This is a genomic window from Arthrobacter sp. NPDC057013 (assembly GCF_042674585.1).
Classification (GTDB): domain Bacteria; phylum Actinomycetota; class Actinomycetes; order Actinomycetales; family Micrococcaceae; genus Arthrobacter.
Genome location: NZ_JBHUSE010000008.1, coordinates 144,859 through 162,372, shown reverse-complemented (window position 1 = coordinate 162,372; position 17,514 = coordinate 144,859). Strand labels below are relative to the sequence as shown.

Below are 17,514 nucleotides of genomic sequence, written 5' to 3'. Positions count from 1 at the left end.
TTACGGCAGTGCCTGCCGAAGTCCGCGGCACGGCCGGGCGTAGGCTGTTGCCATGCCACGTCTTGTTGAACGGGAATTCGATGTCATTGTGATCGGCGCCGGAGCGGCAGGGGAAAATGCCGCAGACAGGGTGGTGCAGGGAGGCCTGACGGCGGTGCTCGTCGAAGCCGAACTGGTGGGCGGCGAGTGCTCCTACTGGGCCTGCATGCCGTCCAAGGCGCTGCTGCGCCCGGGCACCGCGCTGCACGGGGCCCAGGCAGTTCCCGGCGCCAGCGAGGCTGTGACCGGAACTCTTGATGCGGCAGCAGTCCTCAAGCGTCGCGACTCCTTCACCTCCCACTGGCAGGACGCCGGCCAGGTGGAATGGGTAGAGGGCGCCGGCATCGAACTGATCCGCGGCCGGGCCCGGATCAGTGGCGAGCGGACTGTAAAAGTAGCCGGCCTGGACGGTGACGACTACGCGCTCACGGCCCGTCACGCCGTCGTGCTTGCCAACGGCTCCACGCCTAACCGCCCGCCCGTGGACGGGCTGGGCGAGGTTGAGTACTGGGGCACGCGCGAGGCCACCTCGGCAAAGGAGGTCCCCGGGAGGCTTGGGGTGCTGGGTGGCGGCGTCGCCGGCACTGAGCTTGCCCAGGCCTTCGCCCGCCTCGGATCCACGGTCACGCTGGTGGCCCGCAGCGGTCTGCTGCGCAATTTCCCGGCCGAGGCTGCGGAACTCGTGGCCGCCGGCCTGCGGGCCGACGGAGTGGAGCTCCGGCTGGACACCAAGACCCGCAGCGTCCACATGAATTCCGACGGTTCCCTGACGCTCACGCTCGACGGCGGCGACACCGTCACGGTGGACAAGCTGCTGGTATCGACCGGCCGGCACCCCGCGCTGGAAGGGCTCGGGCTGGAAAACGTGGGGCTGACCGCCGGCGACGGCAAGCCTCTGGCCATCCGCACCGACTCAACCGGCCTGGTGGCGGAAGCGGCGGGCAACAACGACGGTCCCTGGCTCTACGCGGTGGGCGACGCCGCGGGCAAAGTACTGCTGACCCACCAGGGCAAGTACGAGGCCCGGGCCACCGGCGCGGCCATTGCCGCCCGGGCCAAGGGCGAGCTGCGCGGGGAACCCGAGCCCTGGAGCCGTTATGCCCACACGGCCGACGAACACGCCATTCCCAACGTGGTGTTCACCGACCCTGAACTGGCGAACGTCGGCAGGTCGCTGGAGCAGGCCCGCAGGGACGGCTACAACGCCTCGTCGGTGGAGCTCCCCATCGAAGTGGCCGGCTCCTCACTCCATGCCCGGAACTACGAAGGCTGGGCGCAGCTCGTGGTGGACGAGGACCGCAAGGTGCTCCTCGGCGCTACCTTCGCCGGGCCCGACGTCGCCGAACTCCTGCACGCCGCGACGATCGCCGTCGTCGGAGAGGTTCCGCTGGACCGCCTCTGGCACGCGGTCCCCTCCTACCCCACCCTCAGCGAGGTCTGGCTGCGGCTGCTGGAGAAATACGGCTTGTGACCGCTTATTTGAACTGACCAGTCAGTTCAGTTAGCCTTGATGCAGACAACTTCTGCGAAAGGCTTCCTTTGCTCTGCGCACGACAGCTCAGCGTGAAAGGCCGGCGGCTGGACCTCCTGCCGCCGACTTCCCTCCAGGTGGCCCGCGGCGAACTGCTGCTGGTGACCGGCGACCGACAGGACCAGCGGACGGCCCTCGCGCTTGTCCTCAGCGGCCGGATGAAGCCCGACGGCGGCACTGCCACCTGGGACGGCACGGCAGGGGTCAGGCCGCTGCGGCGCGCCAGTGCCCTGGTGGACTCCCCCGGCGTCAACGAACCCGAGCAGCATCTGAGCGTCACTGACTTGGTGACCGAGGATCTTGCCTTGGTGCCCCGCCGCTACCGCGGCGCCCTGCTCAGTAAGCCGTGGCTGAAAGTCAACCGCTTCGAGGACGTCGCCGGCATGTGGACGGAGCAGCTCCCGCCGGCACGCCGCACCGAGCTCCTCACGGCGCTGGCCCTCGCCAACCCCGGCACGGACCTCCTCGTCCTGGATTCCCCCGACCGGCACGGCGCCGACCCGGCCGGCTGGCTGCCGCGGCTCACGGAACTGGCGTACGACGGCGGCCGGCCACTCGCCGTCGTCGCAACCGTTACCGCCCTCCCGGACAACTGGACCGGACCGTCCGCGGAAATCGGCAACGCAGCCGCCCGTCCTTCAGCGGCGGGTTTTTGTCCAGATAATGGCGCCGAAGCACCCCCGAAGTCCGATCATGTGGACAAAAACTCCGGCGTGACGGGTGGGGTGGCCGAATGACTGTCCTGCGGCTGGCGCGCTCCGAACTGAAGCGCATGACCGGCGGGCTGCTGCCCAAGCTGACCATCCTGGCCCTCACCCTGGTGCCGCTGCTCTACGGCGCGGTCTACCTCTACGCGAACTGGAACCCGTACGGCAACCTCGACCGGATCGACGCGGCGCTCGTGGTGGAGGACGCCGGGGCGGCCACCAGCGGCGGAACGCGGCTGGAGGCTGGGAAGAAAGTGGCGAACAGCCTCCTCGAGGGCCACGTGTTCAACTGGCAGACGGTCCCGTCCGCGGCAGAGGCGGACCAGGGCGTCAGCGAGGGAAAGTACGCGTTCGCGCTCAGGATCCCCAAGGATTTCTCGGCCAACCTCGCCTCGCCCGGAAGTTTCGATTCGGCCACTCAGGCCATGCTCAACGTCACCACCAACGACGCCAACAACTACCTGCTGAGCACCATCGTGGACAAGCTGACCACGGCCGTCCATGCCTCGGTGGCCAAGGAAGTCGGCGCGGAGACGGCCAACCAGCTCCTCACCGGTTTCGGCACCATCCACACCCAGATGGTCAAGGCGGCCGACGGCGCCACCCAATTGGCCGACGGCGTCAGCCGGCTGCACGATGGTGCTGTCACCCTGCATGCGGGAACCGGGCAGCTGGCAGCCGGCGCCGCCGACCTCTATAACGGCCAGATCAGGCTGCGTGACGGTGCCAGCGAACTTTCCGCCGGCGCCGGACAGCTGAGCGGAGGGCTGGCGGAGCTGCGGGACAAGACGGCCGGGCTTCCGGCGGATTCGCAGCGCCTCGCTGACGGTGCCGCCCAGGTCGCGGCCGGAAACGCGGCGCTGAACAGCAAGGTGCAGGACGCCGTCGGACAGCTCGAAGCTGCTGAAACCAGCCTGCGCGGCCGGCTGCAGGAGTCCAACAACAGGCTGGTGGCCGCCGGTGTCCTGACCCGGGAACAGGCGGACAAGGTACTCGCGGAAGTGGATTCCAATGCGGCCTCCGGACCGGTCAGCGATGCCAAGGCGAAGATCCAGGCAGACGCCGCGCAGATCCAGCAGCTTTCCGACGGATCGGCGGCGGTCAGTGCCGGCGCGTCGCGGCTGGCCGCCGCCGCACCGGCACTGGCCGGCGGCATCTCGACGGCGTCTGCCGGGGCAGACCGGCTAGCGGCCGGCGCCTCAACACTGGCTTCCGGAGAGCAGACGGCGGTGGACGGTTCGGCCGCCCTGTCGGCAGGCGCCCAGAAGCTCGACGGCGGCGCGGCGCAACTGGAGAGCGGAGCGGGCACCGCCACAGCCGGGGCCGGGAAGCTGGCTGACGGGCTGTCCCAGGGTGCCGGCAAGGTCCCCCACCCCGACGACTCACAGAAAAGCGACCTCTCAGCCGTGATGTCCGACCCCGTTGCCGTCAGCAACGTCTCGCAGGCAAAGGCTGGCTCCTACGGTGCTGGCCTGGCTCCCTTCTTCATGACACTGGCCCTGTGGATCGGCATCTTCATGCTGGTCCAGGCCATGCGGCCGATCACCCAGCGCGCCCTGGCCTCCAACGCGCCGGCGTGGAAGATCGCCGTCGGCGGCTGGCTTCCGTTCCTGGCGGTGTCCGCCATGCAGGCTAGCCTGCTGACCGTCGTCGTCAACGTGGGGCTGGGACTGCACCCAGCCCACCCGTGGCTGATGTGGCTGTTCCTGCTGGCGGCCGCCATGGCCTTTAGCGCCATCATCCAGGGCGTGGTGGCGCTGCTCGGTTCACCGGGCAAGCTTGTGGTGCTCATCCTGCTCGTGCTCCAGCTGGTCTCCTCCGGCGGCACCTTCCCGTGGCAGACCACGCCGGAGCCGCTGCACGCGGTCCACCGGGTCCTGCCCATGGGCTACGTGGTGGATGGCATGCGGCACCTGGTCTACGGCGCGGACCTGTCCCTGGTCCCGGGCACCGTGGCGGGGCTGTTTGGCTACACTTTGCTGGGGATAGCCCTGTCAACGCTGGCCGTCCGCAAGAACAAGTTCTGGACCCTTAAGACCCTGAAACCGGAGATCGCCGTATGAGCACGCTGGAGGCGGACCAGGAACCCGCCGCACCGAGGAAGCTCCGCCCCGGCCGGACCAACGCCACGAAGCAGAAGCTGTTCGAAGCATCCATGGACCTGATCGGAGAACGCGGCGCCTCAGGTGTGACCGTGGACGAGATCGCGGCCGCCGCAGGCGTGTCCAAGGGGACCGTCTATTACAACTTCGGAAGCAAGTCCGATCTCATCGCCCAACTGCTGCGGCACGGCGTGGACATCCTTGAGGCGCGGCTGCTCAGCGTGCGTGGCGCCACGGCGGACCCGCTGGCCGGAATGGAGGCGATGATCGGCCAGGCCATGGACTTCATGGCGGAGTACCCGTCCTTCGCCAGGCTGTGGGTGGGCGAGCAGTGGCGCACGCCGAGTGAATGGCAGGACACCTTCGTCGAGCTCCGGACCCGGCTGCTGCAGGTGATCGGCACGGCCATCGAAAGCGTTGCCGCGCAGTACCCCGTGGACGCCACCATTTCCCGGGGAAGCCTGGAGGCGGCCGTGTTTGGTGCCTGCTTCGTAGTGGGGCTGGACCGCCAGACGTACAACCCGGAACGGAGCCGTGACCAAAGCGTTGCAGCCATCATGACAATCATGCGCGGCTACGTGCTGAAGGGGCCCGATCCTCAGGGATGATTAGTCCCATGGGCCACATGGGTAACAGCGGAAAGACAGCGATCGGTGCGTTTGCCGTGGCGGCGGGCCTGCTGGTGCTGACCGCTTACACGCTGGAAGAAGCCGCCCTGTTCGCCTTCCTCGCCGCCGTTGCGGTGGGGTATGTGGCGTCCGTGGCCGAGGCCTTCGCCCGGCACCGCTACCTGGCGCTGCTTGCGGGCGGGGCCGGAACCAGCCTGTTCATCGGCTGCAGCATCGCCTTCCTGCGCATGTGGGGTCTGGCATTTAATCAGAGTCCGGCAGCCCTGGGCCAGGCCGTGACCACCCGGGATTCGGACATCTATTTCTATCTGGCCGCCGCCTCGGGATGCCTGACTCTGCTGGTGCTCTTTTGCGCTGCGGTCTGGCCCTCCCGCCGGCGGCGGCGCCAGGGAGAACACACCCGGTCCACCCGCGCCGCCATGCCCACCGGCGCTGCCAGGCCCCGGCCGCCCGCGGGTCCGGCCAGGACCGCGGCGCCGGCCCGCGCGGCCGGAGCCCCGGCGCGTCCCGCAACAAGACTTCCGGCGGGCGCCCGGCAATCAGCGCCCGCCCCTGTTCGGCAACAGCAGGCCCAGCGACCAGCACAGCCAAAGCCGCCGCAGCAAAAGCCTGTGCAGCAAAAGCGCCCCACCCAGCAGAAGCCGGTTCAGCGATCCGACGGACGGACAGCGCGCCGCTAACAGCCGACCAGCTAGCGGAAGATGTTGTAGGACTGCCAGCCCGGCCCGACCGGCCGGAGACCCGTGAACTGGTTGTTGCCCAAGCTGTAGTAGACGAGGCGCCCGTCGGTGGTCTTCGCGGTGAGACCGCGCGTCCCCGGCCCCTGGAAGCCGAACGATGCGTGCGACTGGACCAGTGCATTCCAGCCGGTCCCCACCCGGCGGCGGGATTCGGCGACGAACTTGCCGGCGCCGTCGGACCTGTACAGCAGGAGTTCGCCGGACGCCTTGGTGACCAGCAGATCCTGGCGGCGGTCGTTGTCGAAGTCGGCCATGGTCAGTTTCATGCCCTGGAATCCCTGCCCGAGCCGGAGCCGGGCACTGAGGGCACCGCCCGTGGCGTTCGGGTAGAAGTACATGGCGCCGTCCGCCGCGGTTCCCACCACGCCCGGGTACCGCTGGCCGCTGTGCCACTTCCCCACCGCAATGGTCATGGACTGCCATCCGGCGGTGCCCACGCGGACGGGGCCCAGGAAGCCGCCGGAGAGTTTGCCGCGGTACACCGAGAGCGTCCCGGTCTTCCATTGGGCCACGATGTCGTTCACGCCGTCGGCATTCCAGTCAGCGACGAACCCGGCCTTCAGTCCGGACCAGCCAGGGCCGATCCGCACGCGAGTGCCGAAGCCGCCCTTGCCGTTGGCCGGATAAGCCCACAGCACCCCGGCGGAGTCCGCGGCGAGCACGTCGGCCCCGCTCCTGATGGTGGGGCGGGCGGAAAAGAACTGTTCCATGGTGGGGATGCCGCGGCTCTTCATGTCGGTGGCCAGCGGAACGCCGACGAACCTCAGGTGCCAGGGCTCATACGCGTAGCCGGTGATGCCCGTGTACCCCTGCGGGTAGCGCACGATGAAGCCGTAGCGGTGGGCGTTCGCCGCCACCCAGCGGCCGCCGGGAGTGGTTCCGAAGCAGTCAGTCAGTCCGCAGGCGCCGCCCGCGTTGCCGACGTCCGCCGCCAGCCCGGTCTGGTGTTCGCTGTATCCCGGTCTGGCCGAGATCTGGTCGGCATAGGCCTGCCCGTACATCTGCACGTACGAGTTGTACAAGGCGCTCTGGGATGCGTAGGACCGGTATCCGCTGATGACTTCCAGGGAATACCCGGCAGCCCGCGCGCCCGCGAACAGCTGGCCCAGGGCTCCTGCGACCTGGCGCCGGAGCAGATGGCCGGTGCCGCCCCAGCTGACGAGGTCCGCCGGCGCGAACTGGCGTGGATTCAGCGGTCGGGATTTGTTCACCAGGACCCAGGCATTGCCGGGGTCTGACACTACCTGCGTGGACAGGGGCTCACCGGAAGGCGCCGCGGTTGCCTGCTGCGCGCCGGCGGAAAGCATCAGGAGAACGACGACGGCAGCAGCGCACCGCCGGGCACCGGTCCGCCACCGGGCGGGTACAGAAGTCAGCATGGCGGCCCTTCCCCATTAGACGACGCTGGGGACAAGCCTACTCGGCCCGCGCAAGGGTGCGCGGCTAGGGCTTGTGGGCGCGCGGGACCTTGAAGTGCGTGAGCCTGGCGTCCTGGCCATCCAGTTCGGCCCAGGGCTTTTCAGTCTCCAGCACCGTCAGCCCGCTGGTGGGGAAGCGCGTGGCGGCATCCATGTAGGCGTCGTGGTTGGAATCCCGCGATGCCAGGTGCATGGTCAGGTCCTGCACGCCGGGCATGTGGGAGATCACCATCAGCGTGGTCACGGTGTCCGGCACGTGGTTGATGACCGCAAGCATGCGCAACGCGGAGGCAGCGTAGAGGCCGTCCTCAAGTTTCGGCGTCGGGGCTTTCTCGCCGAGTTCACTGCACACCCACGTGCACGTCTGCCGTGTCCGCAGCGAACTGGAGCACAGGATGAAATCCGGGACGATGTTGTGCTTGAGCAGCCATTTACCGGCAAGGGGGGCCTCACGGTGGCCGCGTTCCTCCAAGGGGCGCTCGTGGTCGGCCACCCCGCCGGGCCAGTCGGCCTTGGCGTGGCGCATCAGGACCAACCGCTTCTTATGGTGCGCACTCATGGCCCAAGCCTATCCCCAGCCGCCTGGGCTGTTCGGGCGGAGATGACTAGATCGAGTACTCCGGAGCGGCCCAGACAACGACCTCGGGGTGCTCGTAGAAGCGGTAGCCCTGGCCGCGGACGGTGCGCACGGTGTTGGCGAGGCGGCCGAGCTTGGAACGCAGGCGGCGGATGTGGACGTCGATGGTGCGCTCGTTCGGCACTTCTTCGGCGTTGCGCCACAGGCCCTCGAGCAGTTCGTCGCGGCCCACGGTGCGGGTGCCATTCTCCACGAGGTAGTTGAGGAGTTCGAATTCCTTGAATGTGAGGTTCAGGGACTCGCCGTCGAGGTGCACCTCGCGGCGGGCGAGGTCGATCAAGACACCGGAAGGACGCGGGTCCTGTGCCGGCTGAACGCGGGCAGTCTCGGTGCGCTGCCGGGCATTGACCGTGGGGTCACCGAAGGTGGAACGGACGACCTCGAGCGCCGAGCCAGGGGCGCTGGCCGGAGCCACGGCGACGGCGGCGTAGCTCTCGGCGCCGGTCACCAGCGACTGGGCGTAGGCCCGGATCTCCTGGGCAAGCTTGGCGATCGAGGTGCCGGCGGCGGCCGCCGTTTCCTCGTCGATGCCCATGTACAGGACGAACCCGCGGGCGACGTTGTCATTCGGCACGGGGCGGACCGGCGCCGTGGCGGCCGGGGCCACGAGAGGGGTGGGTGCGGTAAGCGGCGCGGCTTCGTCAGCCTGCACGGCACGCAGCTGGCCGTAGGAGTTCGGATTGTAGCCCTGCGGTGCGTAGCCGGGGGCGGCGGGAATGCTGTTGGCCTGGCCTCCGGGAGCGTAAGCGGGACGGGCGCCGAATCCCTGGCGCAGGCCCTGCGGCTGGCCCGCCTTGTTGGCGTTACGGACTGAGATGTGGACGTATCCGGATGCAACTGACATGAATGCTTACCTCAATGTGAATGGCCGTCATCGCGGCTGAATGCTTGGGTCCCCGCAATGATTCTGGGGAGGGGCGCCCTACGCTGGGCTGGGGGCGAATGCCTAAAAACTTTGTTGGGGTGGTGAAAGTTAGGCGTGCATTCGACAACAGCGCATGTCGGCAGCAGCGGGTGTGCTGGACCAATATTCTGCGGCTGCAGGTGCTGTTGAGTTCTTGTTCACATTTGAAAGTGTGCAACGTAACAATGAAAACTTGCAAGTAACAATGGACGGAACCGTCCGCATGCTGAGACAAACGGCCGGTTTGTGCGCTAAATCACAGTTTTGCCAGTGGCCGATTTTTTGATTCTTTTTCCCGAACGGACGGTCGGAAAGCTACTCCTGCAGAATCTTCTTCGATTTCTCGGTAAATTCACACCGAATATTCAATGACATCTGAAATGCCGGAAACCCGCAGCCGCGATCCGCCGATTGTCCAGCTATGACGCAGCCCGGAGCGGAAATTTTTGTCCAAGGGCGGATGGGGGGCTGGTCAAATCCGAAGGAACGGCGGCGGCAGCGCCCGGTCAGCCTTGGCGCTGCGCCTTTCCGGAAACGCTGGAGACGGTGCCGATCTGCGCCACCTTGGTGACGTACTGCCCGTTCTCCTCGACGACGTACTCCGAATGGACCGCCGCAGAAAACCGCTCCCCATGCCGCCGAGTCCGTTGGGCGCGAAGTCGCCTCCCTGGCCGGGCACGGTTCCGCTGCCCGGCGCCTGCATGCCGCCCGGCCTGCCCATCGATCCGCCATCCTGTGGCAGGCCGCCCTGGGCACCGGCAGCCGTTCCGCCGGCAGCGGCAGCGTTGGTGCCCAGGCCGTACACGGTTGCTCCTGCGCCAGCGGCCAGAACCGTAGCCGCACCGGCCACCACCAGCCCGCGCTTCATGGTCCACGGCTTGCCGTTGGCCGCCGGTCCGCCGGCTTTTCCGGCCGACGGCGGGGTTCCCCCGCCAAAGCCCCATCCGGGGGAATGCCCATCCGGCTGCGGCGCCGAAGGCAGTGGTGTGCTTTCTGGAACAGGTGCCTGCCGCTGTCCGCTCATTGCTATCTCCTTAGGGATGCGGAAGTGTCCGTTCCAGACTGGAAAGCCTTCCTGTGATTGTCCTGTGCGGCGGAAGAGCCATGGCTGTGACCTGAAAAATGCGTATACGGCGCCTTTCAGCTCGCTAGGCTGGGATTCACAGCCGGCGCACAGGGTTGCCAAAGCGGCGGCTAAACACCAGGACGGAGAGTTGTCACATGGCCACTTCGCACTCCATGACCAACAACCTTCCCCAGCTGACCCACCCGGACGGATCCCCCATCCGTGCTCTGGTGGTCGACGACGAGCCGAGCCTCTCGGAGCTCATGAGCATGGGCCTGCGCATGGCCGGCTGGTCCGTCGCCGTCGCTGCCGACGGCCCCGAGGCCGTGAAACTCGCCAAGGAGTTCCGCCCGGACGTGCTGGTGCTTGACGTGATGCTTCCCGGGTTCGACGGCGTCGAGCTCCTGGGCAGGATCCGCGCCTTCGCGCCGGAGGTCCCGGCCCTGTTCCTCACCGCCAAGGACGCGGTGCAGGACCGCATCGTGGGCCTCGCCGCGGGCGGCGACGACTACGTCACCAAGCCGTTCAGCATGGAGGAAGTCCTGCTGCGGCTGCACCGGCTGGTCCAGCGCTCCGGCGTGGCCGCCATGGATTCCGCCGAGCTCGTGGTGGGCGACCTTGTCCTGAACCTCGACACCCGCGAAGTCACCCGGGCCGGCGACGAGCTGCAGCTGACCGCCACCCAGTTCGAGCTGCTGCGCTACCTCATGGAGAACCCCAGGCGCGTGGTCAGCAAGGCCCAGATCCTGGACCGCGTGTGGAACTACGACTTCGGCGGCCAGGCCAACATCGTTGAGCTGTACATCTCCTACCTGCGCAAGAAGGTGGATGCCGTGCACCCGCCAATGATCCACACGGTCCGCGGTGCGGGCTACGTCATCAAGCCGGCAGAGTAGGCCGTGGCAAACCTTTCCGGTGCAGTCCGTACCCAGCGCCGAAGCTGGCTGAAGCCGGGCACCTGGCACCTGCGCACCCGCCTGGTCCTCGTGGCCATGGCGCTTCTGGTGGCCATTTGCGCTGCCATCGGCCTCTTCAGCTACGCCTCGATGGATTCGTTCCTGACCCGACAGCTCGACGACCAGCTCACGGGAGCCGCTGACAGGGCCCGGGACTTTGGCCGTCCGCCGCTCGGCTCCGCTGGCAACAGGCCGGACCCCCTCGAAGGCCGGGGCCAGCGGGTGGGAACCCTCGTGGCCAGGATCCAGTCCGGGCAGGTCAGCGCCGGGTTCCTGGCATCGGATGCCACCCGCAAGACGCTCTCGGCCGCAGACAACCAGACCCTTCTGGAGCTCCGCCGCGATGGCGTCCCCGTCGACCGTGCCCTGTCCACGGGTGACTACCGTCTTGTTGCCGCCCAGACGCCCTACGGCGAAGTCATGGTGACCGGGCTTCCCCTGGCAGAGAAGCAGAGCACACTGACGTCGCTGGTCTGGACCATCACCATCGTCTCGTTGGGCGGACTCGTGCTGATCGGCCTCGCCGGGACGGTGCTCATCCGCCGCACCATGAAGCCGCTGGAGCAGCTCTCCGAGGTGGCCACGCAGGTGTCGCGCCTGCCGCTGAACGCCGGTGAGGTGGCACTCGCGGTCCGCGTCCCGCCGTCGAACGCCCATCCCGGAACCGAAGTGGGCAGCGTGGGGAACGCTCTGAACCAGATGCTGGACAACGTCTCCAACGCGCTGGAAGCGCGGCAGGAAAGCGAAATGAAGGTGCGGCAGTTTGTGGCGGACGCCTCGCACGAGCTCCGGACTCCGCTGACGGCCATCCGCGGCTACACCGAGCTGATGCGCATGACCGAACAGTTCAGCCCGGACGGCCAGCGCTCACTTGCACGCGTGCAGAGCCAGTCGGAGCGCATGACCGCGCTGGTGGAGGATCTCCTGCTGCTCGCCAGGCTCGACGAGGGCCAGCCGCTCAAGCTCAGCGACGTCGACCTCACCCAGTTGGTGATCGAGACCGTCAGCGACGAGAAAGTCATGGCACCGGACCGGGCGTGGCACCTCGACCTTCCCGAGGAACCGGTGTCCGTCCGGGGCGATGCATCCCAGCTCCACCAGGTCCTCGTCAATCTGCTCTCCAATGCCCGCAAGCACACCTCGCCCGGCACCACGGTGACCACCGGAGTGATGCGTTCGGCCGACGGCAGCGCTGTGATTACTGTCACGGACGACGGCGCCGGCATCGCGCCCGAATTCGTGGACAAGGTCTTCGCCCGCTTCGCCCGCGCAGACGCCTCACGTGCGACGCCGGCGCGGTCTCCCATGGCGCCTGCATCGGCAGCGGCGAGGGGCGCTGGCACGGATGGCGCAACGGACCTCCGTGCCGCGGATTCGCGGGGAGAACCGGGGACTTCACAGGGAGAACCGGGCGTGGCCTCGGAAGAGGGAACCAGCGGCCTGGGCCTGTCCATCGTGCAGTCAATCGTGGAAGCGCACGGCGGCACGGTGGAGGTTTCGTCCCGGCCCGGCCGGACGGAATTTGCCGTCCGCCTGCCCGCACAAGGCGCCGCGCCGTCGTCGTGATTCCCGTTACCTAAATGTGACTTAATCAAAAGCCTCCTGTACCGTCGATATGGTGCGGCCACCACTAGAGCCGCATCTCCGGATTGACGCCCAGCTCTGCCGCTTCCCGGATTCCGCTAGATCAGGCAGAGGCGGGGGAACCAGAGTCCCGGGCTTACCGCATCAGCCCTTGGGGTGAAGCCGACACGTGAATTTTCCGTGCGGCCGGATGACCTCATCCGAACCCGACAGCTAACTCCGCAGGTGTTGAGAGGCAATCCACCATGTCTGAATTTAAGACTCAGGCGCGCCCTGAACGCGCCTCGCACAAGACTGACGCCACGATTTCACGCCACCGCGCCGAGCCGGCCCAGCCCAAGACTGCATTTGGCCGCTTCGCTGCCGGCCTTCCGTCGCTCGGTCGCCGGGCAGCGGTCCTGACCACTGCCGCGGCCGTGCTCGTGGGCGTCGGCGCCGCAGGCCACGCGGCCGACCAGGCTACGCCTACAGCCGCCGTGACGTCTGCGGCCACCGCCGACGCCGGGCAGACGCTGAGCTTCGACAAGACGCTGATCTCGGCTCTGCCGGCCCCCTCCGCGGCGTCCATCGCTCCGCAGTCAGCCACCAAGGCGACCGCCAAGGCTGCTCCCAAGGCTGCGGCCCCCAAGGCCGCCAAGGCCGCGGCCCCGAAGGCAGTCACCAAAGCTGCACCGAAGGCCGCGCCGGTTGCCAAGGCCGCGCCCGCCGTCAAGGTGGCCGCGAAGGTTGCTCCCGCGAAGGCCGCAGCGCCTGTTGCCCTGAACGACCCCGCCGGCGCCCAGGCCTACGCGGCCAGCAAGCTGGGCTCCTTCGGCTGGTCCGCAGACCAGATGCAGTGCCTGCAGCGGCTGTGGACCAAGGAATCGGACTGGCGCACGACGGCCACCAACGCCAGCAGCGGCGCCTACGGCATCGTCCAGTCGCTGCCCGCCGAGAAGATGGCGACCGCCGGGGCGGACTACCGCACCAACTACCGCACCCAGATCAACTGGGGCCTGGACTACATCAAGGAGCGCTACGACTCCCCGTGTGGCGCGCTGAACTGGCACCTCGCCCACAACTGGTACTGACCGGTTGCCGCGGCCGGACCGGCTGACGGCGACCATTTCTGCACCGCTCTAGGGTGCCCGGCTTAGATGCCCAGGGCCCCGGATCCGCCAGGATCCGGGGCCCTTTTGCTGTCCCCGGTCTTCCCGCGGCAGGCAAAAAGGTGCGGATATGCCGCCACTTCGCGGGAGAACGCGGTGCTGAAGCACTTCCACAGCCCCTGCACAGCTTCGCCCTAAAACCCTCATAACAGCGGTCGCCACTGTTGATGCATGACCATCACTGACCAGGACTCAGGAACCCCGCCGCACCCACCGCTGCACCTGCAGCCGCACGCGCCCCATGGAGCCGGCGCGGCCGGACAGGCCCCGGTGCAGACCCTCATCGGGCATCCGCGGCGGTCGCCCATCGACACCTCCACCGCGGTACCGGTCCTGGACGTGACCATCCCGGTCTACAACGAGGAACGCGACCTGGAGGAGTGCCTGCGTCGGCTCCACGCCTACCTGCGCGGCACGTTCCCGCACTCGTTCCGCATCACCGTTGCGGACAACGCAAGCACCGACGGCACGCTCATGGCCGCCGAACGCGTGGCCCGGGAACTCCGCGAGGTCACCGTGGTGCACCTCGAGGAGAAGGGCCGCGGCAACGCCCTGCGGAAAGTCTGGCTGGCTTCACCGTCACCCGTCCTCGCTTACATGGACGTGGACCTCTCCACAGACCTGGCCGCGCTGGGACCGCTCCTGGCACCCCTGATCTCCGGCCACTCGGAGCTGGCCATCGGCACGCGCCTGACCCGCAACTCCCGGGTGGTCCGCGGGCCGAGGCGCGAATTCATCTCCCGCAGCTACAACTTCATGCTGCAGTCCCTGATGGGCGCCCACTTCAGCGATGCGCAGTGCGGCTTCAAGGCCATCCGCGCCGACATCGCCCGGCGGATCCTGCCGCACACCGTGGACACCGCCTGGTTTTTCGACACCGAACTGCTGGTCCTCGCCGAGCGGTGCGGCCTCCGCGTCCACGAGGTGCCGGTGGACTGGACCGACGACCCCAACTCCAGCGTGGACATCGTCCAGACGGCCCTCGCCGATATGCGCGGCATGGCCCGGCTCAGCAAGGACATGGTCACCGGCCGCATCCCCGTCGCGGAACTCCGCGCTGCGCTTGCCCGCGGCCCCCTCCCCGCCGCCTCACGCGGCCAGGAGCAGAGCCCGGGCGGCAGCCTGTTCGGCCAGCTGGTGCGGTTCGGCACCATCGGCGTGGCCTCCACCCTGGCATATCTGGTCCTCTTCTACCTCTGCCGCAACCTGATGGACCCGCAGCTGGCCAACCTGCTGGCCCTGCTCACCACGGCCGTGGCCAACACCGCTGCGAACCGGCGCTTCACGTTCGGCATCGCCGGCAACAGCGATGTTGCCCGCCACCACTTTGAAGGCATGCTGGTTTTCGGGATCGGGCTCGCCCTCACCTCCGGTGCGCTCGCCCTGGTCCACAGCGGCGCACTGCCGGGAGGAACGACGCCGGACCGCTGGCTTGAGCTCGCAACCGTCACCGCCGCGAACCTCACGGCCACCGCGCTGAAGTTCCTGCTGTTCCGGCTGTGGGTCTTCCGGCGGCGACGGCCGGTTTCCGCCATCACTACGGCAGGCCCGGCCACCTCCCCTGCCACCGGTCCCGCAGACCCCGACGCCTCCGAGGCATCCCTTCCGCAGGCGTCCGCCCCGACCACAGAAACGGCAAAATCATGAGCACCACCGTCACTCCCCCAAACCAGACGACACACCAAACCCACCGCGCGCCGGCTGTCTCCGAAGACCGGGCCACCCACGACGCCACATCGCAGCGAACCCGCCGGACCGGCAAGGCGTCCCGGTTCCTGCTGGGAAACCAGCCCCGCTGGATCCGGCCCTCGGCAGCCGCCCTGCTCGCATTCACCGCCGTGCTGTATCTGTGGAACCTCGAAGCGACGGGATACGCCAACTCCTTCTACGCGGCAGCCATCCAGGCGGGCACCAAGGACTGGACGGCTCTGCTGTTCGGCTCCCTCGACGCCGGGAACGCGATCACCGTGGACAAGCCCCCGGCGGCACTGTGGATTCCTGCCCTCGCGGGCCGGGTCTTCGGTTTCTCGCCGCTGAGCATGCTGGTGCCGCAGGCACTCATGGGCGTTGCCGCCGTCGGACTCCTTTACCTCACGGTTAAGCGCATCTCCGGCCCCGCGGCGGGACTGCTCGCCGGCGGCGTGCTCGCATTGACCCCGGTGGCCGCGCTGATGTTCCGGTTCAACAACCCGGACGCGCTGCTCACCCTGTGCCTGGTGCTGGCCGCGTACCTGACCACCCGGGCCATTGAAAAGGCCGGCTGGAAGTGGCTGGCCGCGGCCGGTGCAGTGATCGGCCTGGCCTTCCTGACCAAGATGCTCCAGGGCTTCCTGATCGTTCCCGGCCTCGCACTGGCCTACCTCTGGGCCGCCCCCGCCACGCTCGGACGGCGTTTCCTGCACCTGCTCGCCGCGGCAGGCGGCATCGTGCTGGTGGCCGGCAGCTACATCGCCCTGTTCCAGCTCACGCCTGCGTCGGCCAGGCCCTACATGGCCGGGTCCGAGACCAACAGCTTCCTGGAACTGACCTTCGGCTACAACGGGTTGGGCCGGATCACCGGCTCCGAAGGCGGCGTGGGCGGCGGCATACCCGGCGGTGGCGGCGGCACGGGCGGAAACGTGGGCTTCGGCGGCGCCGCGGGCATCACCCGGATGTTCGGGACCAGCTTCGGCGGCGAGGTGTCCTGGCTGCTTCCGTCGGCCCTGATCCTGCTGGTTGCCGGCCTGTGGTTTACCCGCCGCGAGGCGCGCACCTCCCGCACCCGCGCAGCCCTGGTCCTCTGGGGCGGCTGGCTGCTGGTCACGGCCGGCATCCTGAGCTTCATGAGCGGCACCGTTCACCCCTACTACGCCGTTGCGCTGGCCCCGGCCATTGCCGCGCTGGTGGGCATCGGCGCGGTGGAACTCTGGCGCGGCCGCGCTTTCCTGCCCGCCCGGATTACGCTGGCCGCCACGGTCCTGGCGGGGTCGGTCTGGTCCGCGGTGCTTCTGGGACGCGATGCCACGTGGCTGCCCTGGATCAGGGTGGCCGTGGTGATCCTCGGCGTCATGGCCGCCGTCGCGCTGCTGCTCCGGCTCGATTCACTCAAAGCGGTTCCCGCCCGGTTCCGCAAGGCGGCAGCGGCTAGCGTCGTGGCGGTTTCGCTGCTGGCGGGTGGGCTGGGCAGCACTGCCTGGACTTTCGCCACGGCAGCCCAGCCGCACTCCGGATCAATCCCGACGTCGGGCCCCAGCCCGTCCGCGATGGGCGGACCGGGCGGGCTGGGCGGACGCGCCGGCTTTGCCGGGCCGGCCCCCACCGGCTCAACCGGCGGCGGCACTGCTTTCGGCGGCAACATGCCCGATGGTGCGGCGGGCGGTACTTTCCCCGGAGGCTCCGGCGGTGCCATGGGTGCGGGCGGTGCCATGGGTTCCGACGGCGCCGGCGCGGCGAACTCCGAACTCACCGCGCTGCTCAAGGCAAGCACTGCCAAGTGGTCCGGGATCGTCTCCGGCGCCAGCCAGGCGGCCAGCCTGGAACTCGCCACGGGCACCAACGTGATTGCCCTGGGCGGCTGGAACGGCGGCGACCCCTACCCCACGCTCGCGCAGTTCCAGGAGATGGTGGCCAACGGCGAGATCGGCTACTTCATCTCCGGCGGGATGGCCGGAGGCGGCCGCCGCGGCGGAAACTCCGAGGTGGCCACCTGGGTTGCGGCCAACTTCCAGGCGCAGACCGTGGGCAGCTCCACCGTCTACAAGCTGACCAAGTAAGCAGCCGTGACCGACACCATTCCACGCTCCCCGGCCGGGGCCCCGAGCGACGGTCCTGCACGGCAAACCGCCGGGCAGCCGCAGGCCCCGCTCCAGCAACGGACTCCGCGGCCGCCCCGACTGAGGGGAGCAACCCGGCCGACGCGGCCGACCCGGGCGGAGCTGCGGTCCCGGCTGGAACTGGCCGCGCCCGGCGCCTCCGCGCGGATCTCGGAATGGGTGGCGGCCAACTTCCAGGCCGAAACCGTCGGCGGCGCCACGGTCTACGACCTGTCCTGAGGCCGCCTGTCCGTCCGGCCTG

Annotated in this window: 15 protein-coding genes and 1 riboswitch; of the genes, 11 read left to right on the top strand and 4 right to left on the bottom strand. The window is 68.5% G+C overall.

What is annotated here, in order from left to right; genetic code table 11:
- The first annotated feature begins 52 nt into the window (after window positions 1-52).
- The 5 genes from ACFTSA_RS13110 (at window position 53) to ACFTSA_RS13090 (ending at window position 5,688) form a co-directional block, all read left to right on the top strand.
- Window positions 53-1,510 carry a dihydrolipoyl dehydrogenase family protein gene (locus tag ACFTSA_RS13110; protein ID WP_377951792.1) on the top strand — a complete coding sequence of 486 codons (1,458 nt, stop codon included), beginning with the start codon at window positions 53-55 and terminating at the stop codon, window positions 1,508-1,510.
- Between the two features lie 68 nt (window positions 1,511-1,578).
- Window positions 1,579-2,307, top strand: coding sequence for an ABC transporter ATP-binding protein (locus ACFTSA_RS13105; RefSeq protein ID WP_377951791.1), 729 nt, complete (start codon window positions 1,579-1,581; stop codon window positions 2,305-2,307).
- A complete protein-coding gene (locus ACFTSA_RS13100) occupies window positions 2,304-4,340 on the top strand; it encodes a YhgE/Pip family protein (protein ID WP_377951790.1) in 2,037 nt (678 codons plus the stop codon). Before ACFTSA_RS13105 ends, ACFTSA_RS13100 begins: the two co-directional genes overlap by 4 nt.
- Window positions 4,337-4,987: a TetR/AcrR family transcriptional regulator gene (locus tag ACFTSA_RS13095; protein WP_377951789.1), complete on the top strand. Its 651-nt coding sequence runs from the start codon at window positions 4,337-4,339 to the stop codon at window positions 4,985-4,987. The genes ACFTSA_RS13100 and ACFTSA_RS13095 overlap by 4 nt, the downstream gene beginning before the upstream one ends.
- A gap of 17 nt (window positions 4,988-5,004) precedes the next feature.
- Entirely contained in the window at window positions 5,005-5,688 is a 684-nt protein-coding gene (locus ACFTSA_RS13090) for a hypothetical protein (RefSeq protein WP_377951788.1), read from the top strand.
- A gap of 11 nt (window positions 5,689-5,699) precedes the next feature.
- Here ACFTSA_RS13090 and ACFTSA_RS13085 read toward each other — a convergent pair whose 3' ends face one another.
- The 4 genes from ACFTSA_RS13085 to ACFTSA_RS13070 all read right to left on the bottom strand — a co-directional run bounded on the left by ACFTSA_RS13085 (window position 5,700) and on the right by ACFTSA_RS13070 (window position 9,731).
- Entirely contained in the window at window positions 5,700-7,127 is a 1,428-nt protein-coding gene (locus ACFTSA_RS13085) for a D-alanyl-D-alanine carboxypeptidase family protein (RefSeq protein WP_377951787.1), read from the bottom strand.
- Between the two features lie 64 nt (window positions 7,128-7,191).
- Window positions 7,192-7,725: a SixA phosphatase family protein gene (locus ACFTSA_RS13080; RefSeq protein WP_377951785.1), complete on the bottom strand. Its 534-nt coding sequence runs from the start codon at window positions 7,723-7,725 to the stop codon at window positions 7,192-7,194.
- A 46-nt stretch (window positions 7,726-7,771) separates the two neighbouring features.
- Window positions 7,772-8,647, bottom strand: coding sequence for a winged helix-turn-helix domain-containing protein (locus ACFTSA_RS13075; protein WP_377951783.1), 876 nt, complete (start codon window positions 8,645-8,647; stop codon window positions 7,772-7,774).
- A 532-nt stretch (window positions 8,648-9,179) separates the two neighbouring features.
- Window positions 9,180-9,731 (bottom strand): hypothetical protein, encoded by a 552-nt coding sequence (locus ACFTSA_RS13070; RefSeq protein ID WP_377951781.1) that lies wholly within the window; start codon window positions 9,729-9,731, stop codon window positions 9,180-9,182.
- Window positions 9,732-9,928: 197 nt separating this feature from the next.
- Between ACFTSA_RS13070 and ACFTSA_RS13065 the strand changes: the two genes are divergently transcribed.
- From ACFTSA_RS13065 to ACFTSA_RS13040, 6 genes are all read left to right on the top strand, one after another.
- Entirely contained in the window at window positions 9,929-10,669 is a 741-nt protein-coding gene (locus ACFTSA_RS13065; RefSeq protein WP_377951779.1) for a response regulator transcription factor, read from the top strand.
- A gap of 3 nt (window positions 10,670-10,672) precedes the next feature.
- Window positions 10,673-12,295 carry an ATP-binding protein gene (locus ACFTSA_RS13060; RefSeq protein ID WP_377951778.1) on the top strand — a complete coding sequence of 541 codons (1,623 nt, stop codon included), beginning with the start codon at window positions 10,673-10,675 and terminating at the stop codon, window positions 12,293-12,295.
- Window positions 12,296-12,389: 94 nt separating this feature from the next.
- Window positions 12,390-12,553: riboswitch (cyclic di-AMP (ydaO/yuaA leader) on the top strand.
- Window positions 12,554-12,558: 5 nt separating this feature from the next.
- On the top strand, window positions 12,559-13,383 hold the full coding sequence (locus tag ACFTSA_RS13055) for a hypothetical protein (protein ID WP_377951776.1): 825 nt from the start codon (window positions 12,559-12,561) through the stop codon (window positions 13,381-13,383).
- A gap of 249 nt (window positions 13,384-13,632) precedes the next feature.
- The gene (locus ACFTSA_RS13050; RefSeq protein ID WP_377951774.1) at window positions 13,633-15,108 is read left to right on the top strand and encodes a glycosyltransferase; all 1,476 of its coding nucleotides are present in this window, start codon (window positions 13,633-13,635) and stop codon (window positions 15,106-15,108) included.
- Complete coding sequence (locus tag ACFTSA_RS13045; RefSeq protein WP_377951773.1) at window positions 15,105-17,213, top strand: ArnT family glycosyltransferase; 2,109 nt, start codon at window positions 15,105-15,107, stop codon at window positions 17,211-17,213. The genes ACFTSA_RS13050 and ACFTSA_RS13045 overlap by 4 nt, the downstream gene beginning before the upstream one ends.
- 6 nt (window positions 17,214-17,219) lie before the next feature.
- On the top strand, window positions 17,220-17,492 hold the full coding sequence (locus ACFTSA_RS13040; RefSeq protein WP_377951771.1) for a hypothetical protein: 273 nt from the start codon (window positions 17,220-17,222) through the stop codon (window positions 17,490-17,492).
- Window positions 17,493-17,514 lie beyond the last annotated feature (22 nt).